Consider the following 14,156-nt stretch of genomic DNA (forward strand, 5'->3'; position numbering starts at 1 on the left):
GGATCGTCGGTTGTTCAGCGCAATGGCACACCGACGTCACTACCGCCCTGTCTGGTCAGCCGGGTGTTCATCGCCACCAGCGCGGGCGCAGGCACGAAACCACCGGCGAACAGCGCCTCGCCCTGGCGGAACCAGGGCGAGCGGTCGAGCAATGCGGCGGGCGCGTAACCGAAGTGGGTACCCAGCTCGGCGAGATCGACCGGGGACGACATCTTCATCAGCGCCAGATTGTCGCACTGGGACAGGATGCCGGGATGCACCTTCGACGGGCGCTGCGTCGACAGCAACAGCCACAGGCCGAATTTGCGTCCCTCGGCGGCGATCTGGATCAGCCGCTCCCTGACCGCCACCGCGATCGGCGAATCCAGCCGGGGCGAGGCGAGATTGTGCGCTTCATCGATGACCAGCAGCACCGGACGGCGTTCCTCGCGCCGGTCCCACAGGTCGTCGAGCAGGGCGAGCGCGACGACGAGTTGCTGTGCGGCGGTGGAGAAACCGCCCAGGTCGAGCACGGTGGCGTCGGGCCGTTCGGCCACCACATCGGTGACCGCGCGCCGGTCACGAGCCCACACCTCCCAGTCGAGCAGGCCGAGGTTCTCGATCCGCATGGCGAGGCGTCGCTGCGCGGGCGACTCCGAGGCGCGCAGATGCGGCAGGGTGTCGTCGAGGTCGGCGGCCGAGAGCACCGTCGACAGGTGCAGCAGCTCGTTGAACTCCTCGCGATCGGCGATCGGGTCGATCTGCAGGATCGCGGCCTTGGACGGCAGCGGGATCTCGGTGAACCTGGCCCGCAGCAGCGCGCCCTGATGCGGCCGCAACACCCGGATGTCGCGGCGGCGCAGGGCATCGGCGGTGGGCCCGCTCGCGTCCGGGTTCAGCTCGCCGAGATGGACGAAGTCGGAGTTGGGATCGAAGATCACCACCGGCAGCGCGGTGTGCGCGATCAGCTGCTCGAGCACCACGCCGAGCGCGTAGGTCTTGCCGGAGCCGCTCTGGCCGCACCAGAAGGTGTGCCGGTTGAACCGGGTGGGCAGCAGGCGGGCCGGGCCGCCGGGCGGGGTGAGATTGACGCCGATGTCGAGCCGGGCGCCGGTGGTGTCGTGCAGCGCCTGCACGGTCGCCGCGTCGACCAGCTCGACCGTGCCGTCGTCGACCGGATACCCGGCGCCGACATCGATACCGTCGGGTACCAGCGTGCCGATCATCCGTCCGCGCAACCGCGCAGGCGAGGTGTCCGCCCGTTCCTCGACCAGCACGAGCTGCCGGTGCAGCGCGCTGGCGATGATCGCCAGCGACCCGGCCACCAGCCCGCAGCCGGTGGCATCGGCAACCACGAACGAACGACCGTCATCGGAGCGTGCGATGGTCTGGCAATTGTTCGGCATCCGCCGATCATCGCACCGGATGGAGGTGGAACAGACCGATAGCTACCGAGTCGCTACCTTACTGACGCTCAGTGCGCCCGATCAGTGCTCCGGGAAGCCGGTAGCGAACAGGATCGCAATGATCACGGAGCTGACCACGGAAATGGCGAGAATGATCCACATGAGGCAGAAGAGTACCGGTCCGTCGGTCCAGACCCGGAATCGCATTGCCGAACTCCTCTCCGGATCCGCCCGCCGCGCCGGCGAAGGCGATTCTGGCCCTACCGCGTCCGCTCCCCGACGACTGCCGCGATCCCGGTCGACGAGAAGGGCTGCCCGGCCCGCGATCGTGAGGGTTCGGAAGTTGTCCTCTGCGTCGTCGAACCGATGCCATGCGGTGGAAATGCTCAGCTGGATGTGGTTGCCGGAGCGCCGAAGTAGTGGCCTCGGACGAGGTCGTCGATAAGGCCGGGTCGGACCGGTTTCCAGCCGAGGAGGGTCTTGGTCAGCGTGTTCGACGACGGGTTGTCGACCGTGACATGGCCGCTGAGAAAGCCGAAATGCGCCTCGGCCTGCGCCGGGGGGATGCTGACAACAGGCAGGTTCAGTCGCCCGCCGATGGTCTCGGCGATCTGCCGGAAGGGCACGCCCTGGTCATCGACGCCGTGTAGCCGTGACCCGGCCGGCGCGGATTCCAGCGCCAGCCGGAACAGGTGCGCGGCATCGAGGGTGTGTACGGCGGGCCAGCGGTTGGCCCCGTCGCCGATATAGGCGGCGACGCCGGTGGACCGGGCGATGGAGATCAAGGTCGGGACGAACCCGTTGCGGTCTTGCGCGCTGTGCACAGTCGGAGCGAGCCGCACCACCGACGAGCGGATGCCACGTGCGGCGAGTGCGACGACCTCGTTCTCGGCGTCGATCCGCGGCCCTGCGTCGAGGACGTCGGCTTCTGTGGCGGTGTGATCCAACCCGGCGAGCAGCATGGTTCCCGACGTGGTGACCAGGGGCTTGCCGGAGCCTGCGAGCGCATCTCCGAGTGCCTCTACGGTGCGCAGATCCGCTGCGACCGCGCCTTCGAAGTCGCCGGCGAACATGGCGTCGTGTTTGAAGGCCAGGTGGATGACGCCGTCAGCCGCTGCGGCGGCCGCAGCGAGGCCATCGAGATCGTCGAGGTCGCCTCGGTATACGTCTACGCCTGCGGCCGTCAACGCGGAGGCCGAGGAGTCCGAGCGGGCCAGGCCGACGACTCGGTGTCCTGCCTCGAGCAGTTCGGGAACGACAGCGGAGCCGATATGTCCGGATGCTCCGGTGACGAATACACGCATGGGTGTGCCCTTCTGTTGCGGGCGCTTTTGTCGAAAGACGCCCGTGATGTCAGTTGGTGACATCACTATAGGACTGATGTCAGTCTCTGTCATCACCTGATGTCGGCCTATGACATCAGGCTGTAGGATCACGGCATGAGTCGATGGAAGCCCGATGCGCGCGGCCGACTCGAGCGGGCGGCGCTGGAGCTCTACAACGACAAGGGGTTCGAGGCCACCACGGTCGCGGAGATCGCCGCCCGCGCGGGGCTTACCGATCGGACGTTCTATCGGCATTTCGCCGACAAACGGGAAGTCCTCTTTCTGGCGAATCCCCTCGTTGACATCCTCGCGGACGCGACGGCCACTGCGCCCAGCTCACTCGCGCCACTGGGGGTGATCGCCCACGCGCTGACCGAAGCCGCTCCCGTCTTCGACGAACGCGCAGACCTGGCAAGGCAACGCCAGGCCGTCGTCGCCGCCAACCCTGAACTCCAGGAGCGCGAACTGGCCAAACTCGCGACTCTCGCTGCCACCCTGGCTCACGCGCTGCGCGCACGCGGGCTGGAGACCGCCACCGCGGCCCTCGCGGCGGAAATCGGAATCGCCGCCTTCAAGGTTGCTTTCGAAAATTGGATCGACGACCCTGACCGGCGCTCCCTTGCCGAGCACGTCCGGGAAACCCTGGACACTGTTGGACGACTCACCACATCCGTCGAACATCCCGCGATTCCAGGTACGTGAACTCGCATCGGAGGAGACTCAGCTGTCGAGGAAGTGCAACAGTTCCGAGGTGACGAACTGCGGGTTCTCCTCGACGAGCCAGTGTCCTGCGTTCGGCACGTCCACTGCGCGCACGATATTGGTCATCCGTGGGGCTACGGTGGCCCGGACCGCGTCTAGCTGGCCCTGGGCGGTCATCAGCAGCGTGGGCACCTGTGTCGGTGCCGCTGTCACGGCATCGCGGATGTCCTGGTCGAGAGCGCGGTAGAGCTCGAAGCCGCCTGCCAGTTTTTCGGGTTGGCGGTAAGTCCGTGCGTACTCGTCGATCTCGGCGTCGGTGAACGGCGATCGGTCCGACGTGCCACCGAAGGCCGATCCGCCGAAGGCGACTTGCGGATAGAACAGCGCCAGGTACTCGCGGACGTCGTCGTCGACGACCGCCTCGGGAACCCGCCGCTGAGAGTGGAAGGCGATATGCCAGCTCATCGAACGGTAGGTGGGCGCATCGATCGCGGGCCCGGGGAGCGGCAGGTCGAGGTAGCCGAGGCGTGCGGTGTCGGCGGGGAACTGGGCGGCGTAGTGGAATGCCACCGCGGCGCCGAAATCGTGCCCGACGATGCGGGCATCACGCACGCCGAGCCGATCGGCGATCAGGGTGTGCACGTACCGGGCCAGGGTGGCCTTGTCGTAGCCACTCGGTGAGCCGGTGCTGTCTCCCAGCCCGGGCAGGTCGATGGCGTAGACGGTGTGTTTCTCGGCCAGCTCCGGCATGATCGGCCACCAGCCGAACCAGGTCTGTGGCCAACCGTGTATCAGCACCACCGGTGTGCCGCTGCCACCGGTCACATAGTGCATCCGGACCCCGTCGATATCGGCGAACTCGTGCCGGAAGGTGTTGCCGAACTCCGGGTCGTTGTGGGTGGCAATGGCGTGCGAGGGAACGTCGGCGGGGGTCGGCGTGGTGCACGCCGCGGCGCCGACCGTGAGCAGCAGGGTCAGCGTGACGGTCACCATCGCGCGTACGGATCGGTGCGACGACTGCCGGGTTGCGGTGATCATGTGTTCCTGTCCTGTGGAGTCAGCGCCCGGTGGCGCCGTCGATCAATTCGCGGAGGATGTCGGCGTGGCCTGCGTGGCGGCCGGTCTCCTCGATCATGTGGACGAGTGCCCAGCGGACGCTGGGAGCGGGATGCTTCGACTGCGGCATGGGTGCGCCGAGATCGGCGCACCCATCGAGAACCTCGTTCGCGCGCTCGACTGTCTCGCGGTAGCGGGTGACGACATCGGCCACGCTGTCGGCCGGTGCGGCTCGAAATGTCGCCTGCCAGTCGGTCACATCGGCCCCGAGGAATATCGAGCGTTCGACGAAGGTCAAGTGATTCAGCAGTCCGAGCAGGTTCGTGCCCGACGGCACCGCCGCTGTTCGCACGTGCGGTTCGGGGACACCGTCGACCTTCGCGGCAATCGAGGCCCGGAGGTAGTCGAGAAATGCGCGCAGAGTAGCGGTTTCGCTGCTACCGGTCCGGGGCGGTGCGGCGTCGTGGCGTCGGTGGGTGGAGGGCACGACGGTCTCCTTCGTCGGTGGCCGGTCAGGCAGTGCGGCGGATCAGCAGGACATGGTCGATGACCTCGGCGGTGCGTCCCTGCGGTCCGGTCGCGATCCGGCGGGGCGCGTCGGCCCGCTCGACGAGCCACGTCGCCGGATCCAGATCGATCCCCGCGGCGACATCCTGTGGGCTCGGATAGTGGAGGTCAGGGTCCTGATTCCACGACCATGGTGCGGTCGAGCCGTGGTCGACGACCAGCAGTCGCCCACCCGGGCGCAAAGCGTGCGCGGCCACCCGCAGGACGTCGGCCCGGTCCAGGTCGAAGGGGGTGTGTAGGTAGTGGGCGCAGATCAGGTCGAATCGGCTCTGTGGGAAGGACTTCGATAAATCGTGCCGCACGGCGGTGACGCGGTTACCCAGGCCGCGTGAACTGGTGAGGTCGGCGAGCCGGGCGACCGCCACGGCCGAGATATCGACGGCGGTGACATGCCATCCCCGGTCGGCGAGCCAGAGTGTGTCGCCGCCGTCGCCGCATCCGAGATCCAACGCGTCTGCGGGTGACAGATCCGAAACCACCTCGGTGAGACGGTCGTTCGGCTGAGGGTCGGTTGCCGGCGAGCGGGCGGCGTAGACGCCGTTCCAGAAGGTGACCGCGTCGGTGGGGCTCATCAAGACTCCTTTGATCGGGACACTTTCAGTGTTTCCGGGCCAAGCTGGGTCTGGCACGCAATCTTGCTGTTACGGCAAGATGGAACTCATGGATCGAGAAACGGACGATGTGCTCGACCTGGTCGGTCCGCGGCTGCGCGCGCTGCGTCGAGATCGCGGCATCACCCTCGCCGACCTGTCGACGCGGACGGGGGTATCGGAGAGCACCCTGTCCAGGCTGGAGAGCGGGCAGCGCCGGGCGACTCTGGGATTGCTGCTGCCCCTCGCGCGCACCTACGACGTTCCGCTCGACGATCTCGTCGGCGCCCCGCGCGCCGGCGACCCCCGAATCCACCTGAAGCCGATCCGGCGGTTCGGGCTGATCTTCATACCGCTGTCGCGGCGGCCGGGTGGGGTGCAGGCGTTCAAGATGATCATTCCCGCGGTGCCCGAACCGCTCGAACCGACACCGCAGACACATGACGGTTTCGAATGGCTGTACGTGCTCAACGGTCGCCTGCGGCTGGTGCTCGGCGAGCAAGACCTGACCTTGCCGCCCGGCGAGGCCGCCGAGTTCGACACATCCTTGCCGCACTGGCTCGGCAGCGCCGACGGCGGTGCGGTCGAATTGCTGATCCTGTTCGGTGTGCAAGGGATGCGTGCACACGTGCGCGCCGACGCACCGGGGTCATCGCACGGCGAGGGCAATAATGTGTGACCACCTGTTTGCCGCCGAGCGCTTACCCGCGACCGGGCCCGGCGCCGGGGGTGGGGCGCCGGCGACAGAATTACGCTGAAAGTTGACATGGGACGTGCGAGGAGACTGCCTGTGTCGCAGATCATGAGGAGGACGGCTGTGCGGATCGGTGAGTTGTCCACGCGCACGGGAGCCAGTGTCCGGTCACTGCGCTATTACGAGGAACAGGGATTGCTGACCAGCACTCGAAGCCCCAGCGGTCAACGCCATTACACCCTCGACCACGTCGACCGGGTGCTGCTGCTGCGCCAGCTGTACGCGGCCGGGTTGTCCAGCCGCACGATCTCCCAGCTGGTGCGCTGTGTCGATGCCCCCACCGAGCGGAATGCGGAGATCGGTTTCGAGCGGATGGCGCGCGAACGTGCCCGGCTGACCGAGCACATCGCCGAACTTACCCGTGCCCGCGACGCCCTCGACGAACTCATGGACGTCGATCGCGCGCATCACCCGCACACCCCGGCCGAACCCCGAGCAGATGCGGTGACGCGCGCCCGATGCGACGCCATCCGGCTCGAGGCCTCCGGGTGAGCCGACGGTCGCGGTTCTGCGTACCGGAGAAATCGACCTTCTCTGTGTGCTGCGTCACCGAGTCTTGACCCTCACATCTATGTGAGGTTTTAGCGTAGGTGTGTGCGGCTGAACGACCGGCCGGACACTACGCAAAGAAATGGATCAGATACATGATCAAACTTGTCTTCATGATCAACCGGGTGCCGGAAATGACCTTCGAGCAGTTCGTGAATCACCACCGGACGAAGCACGCACCGCTTTTCATGTCGATCCCGGAAGCTGAGGCACTGGTGCGGAAATACGCGGTCTCACACCCGGTCCCAGCGCGGGGATACCCCAGTGCCGCGTACGACGGCCTGACCGAGATCTGGTTCGACAACTGGCCGGATCACGACGCGTTCTTTTCGTCGAAGAATTATCAGGAGCTGGTCCATCCCGATGAAGCCACGTTCATCGAGATCAGTTCCATCGGCGTGATGGTGACAGGGGAACTCGTCATCAAATAGGCGCGTGTAGGCAATGGCCAGGCCATGAATGAGCCACTGGTGATGTCGGCGTCGGTGAACAGGACTACCAGCAGCATCGTCGCGAGGAAGGCCCCAGCGGGAAGGAAAAGTAGTATGGGGCAGTTGATTTATGGCCGGACCAGGAGTGATGTCAAGCGTTGGCCTTCTGGCCCTGCGGCTCCGCAAGATCGAAGGTCGTGGCTGTTCGGCATCTGGTGGTATTTTCTGTGATGCCCGTCTTCAGAGCGCGGTCTTCGAGGATTCGGACTTCCGGCGTGCAAATCTGGTTGGTGCTGACTTGCGGAGCGCAAGCTTTGCGGATGCCGATCTCGGATCCGCCGATCTGCGAGGCTGCGAGTTTTCTTCGACAGACTTTTCGGGCGCACGAATGGGCGGGTGTTCGGTGGCAGGCGCTTCGGGGTCCATAATTGGTCCAGTGGATGTCGGAGTGAAATCGGCTATGGTTCTCGCGGGTCTCGAGCTCAAGAAATGGTTGAGCGAAAATGGAGCTGTGGATGTCACCATTCGATCGTGACCCGGCTATCATTGAGCCCTTTTTCATCCTGCCGCTGAACCACGTTGCCCCGCAGGCTGATTGGCGCCTCCTCGGCGTGCGAACTGGCGCTGGTCCGTCCGGCCGAGCTGCAGAACTGCTGCAGGCTGCGGTACTGGCGGTGCGCGTATTCCGGGTTTACCGGCTTCTGCGTGCGCTGATTCAGGCGGTTGAGCGTGTGCTCGATGTACGCCCCGAGCCGCTGACGTGTCAATGACTCAAGGGTCGGAGGCAGGTTTTCGCTGATCAGGTACTTCCGGAAGTAGCCGACGTCCCGCGCGTAGAGATCGATCGTGCCCTTGGCCTTGTTCTGCTGCCGCAGCTCGCTCGTGAAGTCCTCGAGAAGCTCGTTGATGTCGTCGAGGTCCTGGCTCATACAGCCACAATAGGGGCAATGTTTCTAGCTGTTGGAGCATTGTGCTGGAGTAGGTCGAAGCTCCTGACCGGCAGTTCTTGCAGGTCAGGAGCCATTTGTGCCCCCGGCAGGAATCGAACCTGCGACCTAGAGATTAGAAGGCTCTTGCTCTATCCAACTGAGCTACGGAGGCAGTGGCATATACATTGGCCGATCACGGCCCTGCTGTCCAGCTCGAAAAAGTATAGCGACCGACCGGATCGGGGCAGGGGGGCGTGGGGGAGAGCCCCAGCGGGGCGGGGTGGGCCGACCGAACTACCCTCGTTGTCATGTCGTTATCGCAGGACCCCTCCGCTGGACCCGCCGTCGACGGTGGACCACCGGCGGAGCCGGGTCGGACTGCGGCGGCGGGGAACGCTGCGTCATTCGGAGTGCTGAGCGCTGTCGCGGGGGCGGTGGCCGCGGTGGTCGCGGCGATGGTGGTCGGGTTGTCGGCGGCGCAGGCGTTGAGTCTGCTGGGTATACCCGATCCGGGGCCGTTGACAACATATGGCTTGCCCGCGTTGCGCGCTGTCGCCGATCTGGCCGCCGCGGTGACGGTCGGCTCGTTGCTGTTCGCGGCGTTCCTGCTGCCGCCGCGAGACAGCGGGCTGCTCGAGGCCGGTGGGTACCGGGCGGTGCGGCGCGCCTCCGCCGCGGCGCTGGTCTGGGCGGGCGCCGCGGCGCTGCTGGTGCCGTTGACGGTGTCGGACACCACCGGGCAACCGGTGCTCGACATCTGGCGGCCGGAGAAGCTCTGGCCGGTGATCACGCAGGTCGAGGTCGCCGGGGCCTGGCGCACGACGGTGCTGCTCGCACTGATCGTGGCGATCGGCTGCCGCTGCGCGCTGCGCTGGGGCTGGACCCCGGTGCTGCTGGGCGGTGCGCTGATCACGATGATGCCGCTGGCGCTGACCGGGCATTCGTCCTCGGGCGGGTCCCATGATGTGGCGACCAACTCGCTGCTGCTGCACATGGTGTCGGCGGCGGTGTGGGTCGGCGGTTTGGTCGCGGTGCTCGCGCACGCGATGCGCGGCGGCGCGAACACCGATATCGCGGCGCGCAGGTTCTCGCTGGCCGCGACGGTGTCGATCGCGGTGATCGCGGTCAGCGGCGTGGTCAACGCCTGGGTGCGGGTGCCCGCAGGCGACCTGTTCACCACCACCTACGGCCGGCTGGTGCTGGCCAAGACGGCCGCGCTGCTGGTGCTGGCCGGTATCGGCTACCTGCAGCGCCGGGCCGCACTGCCGGCGCTGGCGGCCGACCCGCGCGATCGTTCGGCGCTGATCCGCTTCGCCGGGGTGGAGATGCTGATCTTCGCGGCCACCATCGGCCTGGCCGTCGGCCTCGGGCGCACCCCGCCCCCGCCGCCGACCGCGGTGCCGACGCCGATGGAAGTCGAGCTGGGATATGTCATCGACGGGCCGCCGACGGTGGCGCGCCTGCTGTTCGACTGGCGCTTCGACCTGATCTTCGGGACGCTGGCGATCGTGCTCGCCGCGCTCTACCTGCTCGGAGTCCACCGGCTGCGCAAGCGCGGTGACGCCTGGCCGCTGGGACGGACCATCGCCTGGTGCGGCGGCTGTCTGGTGCTGCTGCTGGCCACCTCGTCGGGCGTCGGCCGGTACGCGCCCGCGATGTTCAGCGTGCACATGGGCGCGCACATGGCGCTGTCGATGCTGGCGCCGATCCTGCTCGCGCTCGGCGGCGCGGTGACCCTGGCGCTGCGGGCGCTGACCCCCGCCGGTCGCGGCGGGGTGCCGGGGCCGCGCGAGTGGATCCTGGCCGCGGTGCACAACCCGGTGTCGCGGTTCCTGACCCAGCCGGTGGTCGCCTCGGTGATCTTCGTGGCCGGTTTCTACGCGCTCTACCTGGGCGGCATCTTCGACACCTACGTCGACTCGCACGCCGCGCACCTGATGATGAACGCGCACTTCCTGATCAGCGGCTACCTGTTCTACTGGGTGGTGATCGGCATCGATCCCAAGCCGCGCGAGGTGGCGCCGCTGACCAAGCTCGGCATGGTCTTCGGCACGCTGCCGTTCCACGCCTTCTTCGGCATCGCGCTGATGAGCATGACCACGGTGCTCGGCGGCTGGTTCTACCGCACGCTCGGCCTCGGCTGGCACATCGATCTGCTCGCCGACCAGCGCAACGGCGGCAGTTTCGCCTGGGCCAGCGGTGAGGTGCCGCTGGTGGTGGTGATGCTGGCGCTGCTGATCCAGTGGTCGCGCAGCGATCAGCGGCTGGCCAAACGCACCGACCGGGCCGCCGACCGTGACAACGACGCCGAACTGACCGCCTACAACGCGATGTACGCCGAGCTGGCCCGCCGCGACGGCGAGGCGCGCCGGTGAGCGCACGTGGCGTGCCGGTGAGCGAATCGGCCGAGCGTGAGCCGCCCCGCGTCCTGCGCACCGATGTGCGTTCGGCGCGGCGCAGGCTGACCGGGCGAGTGCGCAAGACCCCGGTCTTCCACACCAGCGTGGACGGTCCGGACGGTCCGGTGCCGGTCTCGCTGAAGCTCGAGTTCCTCCAGCACGGCGGCACCTTCAAGGTGCGTGGCGCACTCAACGCGCTGCTGACCGCCGACGAGAAGGCCGCGCACGTGGTGGTCGCCTCCGGCGGCAATGCCGGGATCGCGGTCGCGCTGGCCGCCGCCCAGCTGGGAAAGGCGTGCACGGTGGTGGTGCCCGAGTCGGCGCCGCACACCAAGGTCGCGGCGATGTGGGCGCACGGCGCCGAGGTGCTCTGGCACGGCACCAGCTACGCCGAGGCGCAGAAACGGGCGGTGACCCTGGCCGCCGAGCGCGGCGCCGAGCATCTGCACGCCTACGACATGCCCGCGGTGGTCGCCGGCGCCGGTGTCGTCGGGCTCGAGCTGGAGGAACAGGTGCGCGGCAGGCCGCCGGTGCTGGCCGCGGTCGGCGGTGGCGGGCTGATCGCCGGGCTGGGCGCCGCGCTGGGCAAGCGCAGACAGATCGTCGGAGTCGAGTCCGAGCACACGCCCGCGCTCTCGGCCGCGCTCGCCGCGGGCAGGCCGGTGGATATCGGCGCGCAGTCCAGGGCGACCGAGCTGCTGTGCGCGACCCGGGTCGGCGATATCGCCTTCGACATCGCGCGACGTCATCGGATGCCGGCGCTCTCGGTCGCCGACGACGCGATCGCGGCGGCACGCGAGTACCTGTGGCGCGAATTCCGGGTGGTCGTGGAGCTCGAGGGCGCCGCGGCGCTGGCAGCGGTGCAGAGCGGGGTCTACCAGCCCGAGCCCGGGGTGCGCCCGATCGTGGTGCTGTGCGGGGCGAACACCGAGCTGCCCGTCCTCTGACACAGGGGATGTCCACAACTGCGAAAGTTGTCCACAGATCGCGATCCGGCACCCCGATCGCGCCAGCGCCGGGTCATTGTTGAGTGGTCAGAGCAACGACGATCGAGTGGGGGCGGTTTCGATGTACGAGGCGAACACGACGGTGATCGGCACGGTGGTCACCCATCCGGTGCGGCGGGATCTCGCCAACGGCGAGCAGGTGGTGACCTTCCGGATGGCCAGCAACGCCCGCCGGTTCGATCCCAACGCCGGCGAATGGGTGGACAACGGGAATCTGTACCTGACGGTGTCCTGCTGGCGCCGGTTGGTGCACGGGGTGGACCGGTCGCTGCACCGGGGCGATCCGGTGATCGCCTACGGTCAGCTGCGCTCACACGAGTACCGCGGCAAAGACGGCGGCGAGCGGCGGGATCTGGAGATGCGCGCGGTCGCCGTCGGGCCCGATCTCGGCCGATGCAGCGCCTCGGTCGTGCGCCGGCGGAATATTTCCGGCCACGGCGGCGCTGCACCGACGGTCGCCGGTGTCGCGGACCCGGCCGAGTATGCGTCGACCGCCCCCACTGCCGTAGCCTCTACGACCGCGGCGGATTCCCTCCCGGCGCGATCGCCGGACGCGATGCCCCTGGCGGGCATCCCCGAGCAGGTCGACGCCTGAGGCGCTGTCCGCGGCACCCGGCCCGCTCCGCATCTCATCCCCGTTACCCGCACCGATAGGCTTCCATATATGGCTGAGTTCATTTATCAGATGATCAAAGTTCGCAAGGCGCACGGCGACAAGGTCATTCTCGACGACGTGTCGCTGAACTTCCTGCCCGGCGCGAAGATCGGCGTCGTCGGACCGAACGGCGCGGGTAAGTCCAGCGTGCTGAAGATCATGGCGGGAGTGGATCGGCCGAACAACGGTGAGGCGTTCCTCGCGCCGGGCGCGACGGTGGGCATCCTGATGCAGGAGCCCGACCTGAACGAGGAGAAGACCGTCCGCGGCAACGTGGAGGAGGGCCTCGGCGAGGTCAAGGTGAAGCTGGACCGCTTCAACGAGATCGCCGAGCTGATGGCCACCGACTACTCCGACGAGCTCATGGACGAGATGGGCAAGCTGCAGGAGTTCCTCGACCACGCCGACGCCTGGGATGTCGACTCCCAGCTCGAGCAGGCCATGGACGCGCTGCGCTGCCCGCCGCCGGACGAGCCGGTCACCAACCTCTCCGGTGGTGAGCGCCGCCGCGTCGCGCTGTGCAAGCTGCTGCTGAGCAAGCCCGACCTGCTGCTGCTCGACGAGCCGACCAACCACCTCGACGCCGAGAGCGTGCTGTGGCTCGAACAGCACCTGGCCTCCTACCAGGGCGCCGTGCTGGCCGTCACCCACGACCGGTACTTCCTCGACAATGTCGCCCAGTGGATCCTCGAGCTCGACCGCGGCCGGGCCATCGGCTACGAGGGCAACTATTCCACCTACCTGGAGAAGAAGGCCCAGCGCCTCGAGGTCCAGGGCAAGAAGGACCAGAAGCTGCAGAAGCGCCTCAAGGAGGAGCTGGCCTGGGTGCGCTCGGGTGCCAAGGCCCGCCAGGCCAAGAACAAGGCCCGCCTCGGTCGCTACGAGGAGATGGCCGCCGAGGCCGAGAAGCACCGCAAGCTGGACTTCGAGGAGATCCAGATCCCCGCGGGTCCGCGCCTGGGCGACATCGTCGTCAACGTGTCGAACCTGGACAAGGGTTTCGGTGATCGTCAGCTGATCAAGGACCTGTCGTTCACCTTGCCGCGCAACGGCATCGTCGGCGTGATCGGCCCCAACGGTGTCGGTAAGACCACGCTGTTCAAGACCATCGTCGGCCTGGAAGCGCCCGACAGCGGCGAGGTGAAGGTCGGCGAGACGGTCAAGCTCAGCTACGTCGACCAGAACCGTGCAGGCATCGACCCGAAGAAGAACGTCTGGCAGGTCGTCTCCGACGGGCTGGACTTCATCGAGGTCGGTAACCAGGAGATGCCCTCGCGCGCCTACGTCAGCGCGTTCGGTTTCAAGGGCCCGGACCAGCAGAAGCCGGCCGGGGTGCTCTCCGGTGGTGAACGCAACCGCCTGAACCTGGCGCTGACGCTCAAGCAGGGCGGCAACCTGATCCTGCTCGACGAGCCGACCAACGACCTCGACGTCGAGACCCTGAGCTCGCTGGAGAACGCGCTCGAGCAGTTCCCGGGCTGCGCCGTCGTGATCTCCCACGATCGCTGGTTCCTGGACCGGACCTGCACCCACATCCTCGCGTGGGAGGGCGACAACGACAACGAGGCCAAGTGGTTCTGGTTCGAGGGCAACTTCGAGGCCTACGAGGCGAACAAGATCGAGCGAATGGGCGCCGAGGCGGCCCGGCCGCACCGCGTCACCCACCGCAAGCTGACCCGCGACTGAGCATCGCTCACCGCAGGCCGGCCGGGCAGGGTAGTGCAGTGTCACTACCCTGCCCGCGGTGTCTGCGGGGGTGCCCGCGACTGTTCGCTGCGGGCGGAATCCGTTGCGGCGCGGCGGGTTC

Annotated in this window: 16 protein-coding genes and 1 tRNA gene; 9 read left to right on the forward strand and 8 right to left on the reverse strand. The window is 67.4% G+C overall.

Annotated elements, in window-relative coordinates; all coding sequences use genetic code 11:
- Positions 1-14 precede the first annotated feature (14 nt).
- From ACFXK0_RS15505 to ACFXK0_RS15515, 3 genes are all read right to left on the reverse strand, one after another.
- On the reverse strand, positions 15-1,385 hold the full coding sequence (locus ACFXK0_RS15505; RefSeq protein ID WP_379410902.1) for an ATP-binding protein: 1,371 nt from the start codon (positions 1,383-1,385) through the stop codon (positions 15-17).
- An 81-nt stretch (positions 1,386-1,466) separates the two neighbouring features.
- On the reverse strand, positions 1,467-1,592 hold the full coding sequence (locus ACFXK0_RS15510; RefSeq protein WP_379410904.1) for a hypothetical protein: 126 nt from the start codon (positions 1,590-1,592) through the stop codon (positions 1,467-1,469).
- A gap of 179 nt (positions 1,593-1,771) precedes the next feature.
- Entirely contained in the window at positions 1,772-2,689 is a 918-nt protein-coding gene (locus ACFXK0_RS15515; protein ID WP_379410967.1) for an SDR family oxidoreductase, read from the reverse strand.
- Between the two features lie 135 nt (positions 2,690-2,824).
- Between ACFXK0_RS15515 and ACFXK0_RS15520 the strand changes: the two genes are divergently transcribed.
- Entirely contained in the window at positions 2,825-3,412 is a 588-nt protein-coding gene (locus ACFXK0_RS15520; protein ID WP_379410906.1) for a TetR/AcrR family transcriptional regulator, read from the forward strand.
- 18 nt (positions 3,413-3,430) lie between these two features.
- On the opposite strand, the gene ACFXK0_RS15525 is transcribed toward ACFXK0_RS15520, so the two are convergent.
- From ACFXK0_RS15525 to ACFXK0_RS15535, 3 genes are read right to left on the reverse strand one after another with little or no spacing between them, the layout of a single operon-like run.
- On the reverse strand, positions 3,431-4,450 hold the full coding sequence (locus tag ACFXK0_RS15525) for an alpha/beta fold hydrolase (RefSeq protein WP_379410908.1): 1,020 nt from the start codon (positions 4,448-4,450) through the stop codon (positions 3,431-3,433).
- A gap of 19 nt (positions 4,451-4,469) precedes the next feature.
- The gene (locus tag ACFXK0_RS15530; protein ID WP_379410909.1) at positions 4,470-4,955 is read right to left on the reverse strand and encodes a DinB family protein; all 486 of its coding nucleotides are present in this window, start codon (positions 4,953-4,955) and stop codon (positions 4,470-4,472) included.
- Positions 4,956-4,980: 25 nt separating this feature from the next.
- A complete protein-coding gene (locus ACFXK0_RS15535; protein WP_379410910.1) occupies positions 4,981-5,607 on the reverse strand; it encodes a methyltransferase domain-containing protein in 627 nt (208 codons plus the stop codon).
- Between the two features lie 88 nt (positions 5,608-5,695).
- Here ACFXK0_RS15535 and ACFXK0_RS15540 point away from each other — a divergent pair, with 88 nt between their 5' ends.
- From ACFXK0_RS15540 to ACFXK0_RS15555, 4 genes are all read left to right on the forward strand, one after another.
- Positions 5,696-6,304, forward strand: coding sequence for a helix-turn-helix domain-containing protein (locus ACFXK0_RS15540; RefSeq protein WP_379410969.1), 609 nt, complete (start codon positions 5,696-5,698; stop codon positions 6,302-6,304).
- Between the two features lie 138 nt (positions 6,305-6,442).
- Positions 6,443-6,871, forward strand: a complete 429-nt coding sequence (locus tag ACFXK0_RS15545; RefSeq protein WP_379410911.1) for a MerR family transcriptional regulator — start codon at positions 6,443-6,445, stop codon at positions 6,869-6,871.
- Between the two features lie 152 nt (positions 6,872-7,023).
- Complete coding sequence (locus tag ACFXK0_RS15550) at positions 7,024-7,359, forward strand: EthD domain-containing protein (protein WP_379410913.1); 336 nt, start codon at positions 7,024-7,026, stop codon at positions 7,357-7,359.
- A gap of 148 nt (positions 7,360-7,507) precedes the next feature.
- A complete protein-coding gene (locus tag ACFXK0_RS15555) occupies positions 7,508-7,894 on the forward strand; it encodes a pentapeptide repeat-containing protein (protein ID WP_379410914.1) in 387 nt (128 codons plus the stop codon).
- Here ACFXK0_RS15555 and ACFXK0_RS15560 read toward each other — a convergent pair.
- Positions 7,878-8,288 carry a hypothetical protein gene (locus ACFXK0_RS15560; protein WP_379410915.1) on the reverse strand — a complete coding sequence of 137 codons (411 nt, stop codon included), beginning with the start codon at positions 8,286-8,288 and terminating at the stop codon, positions 7,878-7,880. The two genes, ACFXK0_RS15555 and ACFXK0_RS15560, sit on opposite strands and share 17 nt — an antisense overlap.
- Positions 8,289-8,386: 98 nt before the next feature.
- A tRNA-Arg gene (locus tag ACFXK0_RS15565) sits at positions 8,387-8,460 on the reverse strand.
- A gap of 136 nt (positions 8,461-8,596) precedes the next feature.
- Between ACFXK0_RS15565 and ACFXK0_RS15570 the strand changes: the two genes are divergently transcribed.
- The 4 genes from ACFXK0_RS15570 (at position 8,597) to ettA (ending at position 14,035) form a co-directional block, all read left to right on the forward strand.
- The gene (locus tag ACFXK0_RS15570) at positions 8,597-10,663 is read left to right on the forward strand and encodes a cytochrome c oxidase assembly protein (protein ID WP_379410917.1); all 2,067 of its coding nucleotides are present in this window, start codon (positions 8,597-8,599) and stop codon (positions 10,661-10,663) included.
- A complete protein-coding gene (locus ACFXK0_RS15575) occupies positions 10,660-11,634 on the forward strand; it encodes a serine/threonine dehydratase (RefSeq protein ID WP_379410918.1) in 975 nt (324 codons plus the stop codon). Before ACFXK0_RS15570 ends, ACFXK0_RS15575 begins: the two co-directional genes overlap by 4 nt.
- A 121-nt stretch (positions 11,635-11,755) precedes the next feature.
- The gene (locus ACFXK0_RS15580; RefSeq protein ID WP_379410919.1) at positions 11,756-12,289 is read left to right on the forward strand and encodes a single-stranded DNA-binding protein; all 534 of its coding nucleotides are present in this window, start codon (positions 11,756-11,758) and stop codon (positions 12,287-12,289) included.
- Between the two features lie 69 nt (positions 12,290-12,358).
- A complete protein-coding gene (gene ettA / locus ACFXK0_RS15585; RefSeq protein ID WP_379410920.1) occupies positions 12,359-14,035 on the forward strand; it encodes an energy-dependent translational throttle protein EttA in 1,677 nt (558 codons plus the stop codon).
- Positions 14,036-14,156 lie beyond the last annotated feature (121 nt).

Source organism: Nocardia sp. NPDC059177 (assembly GCF_042755165.1).
Taxonomy (GTDB): Bacteria; Actinomycetota; Actinomycetes; order Mycobacteriales; family Mycobacteriaceae; genus Nocardia.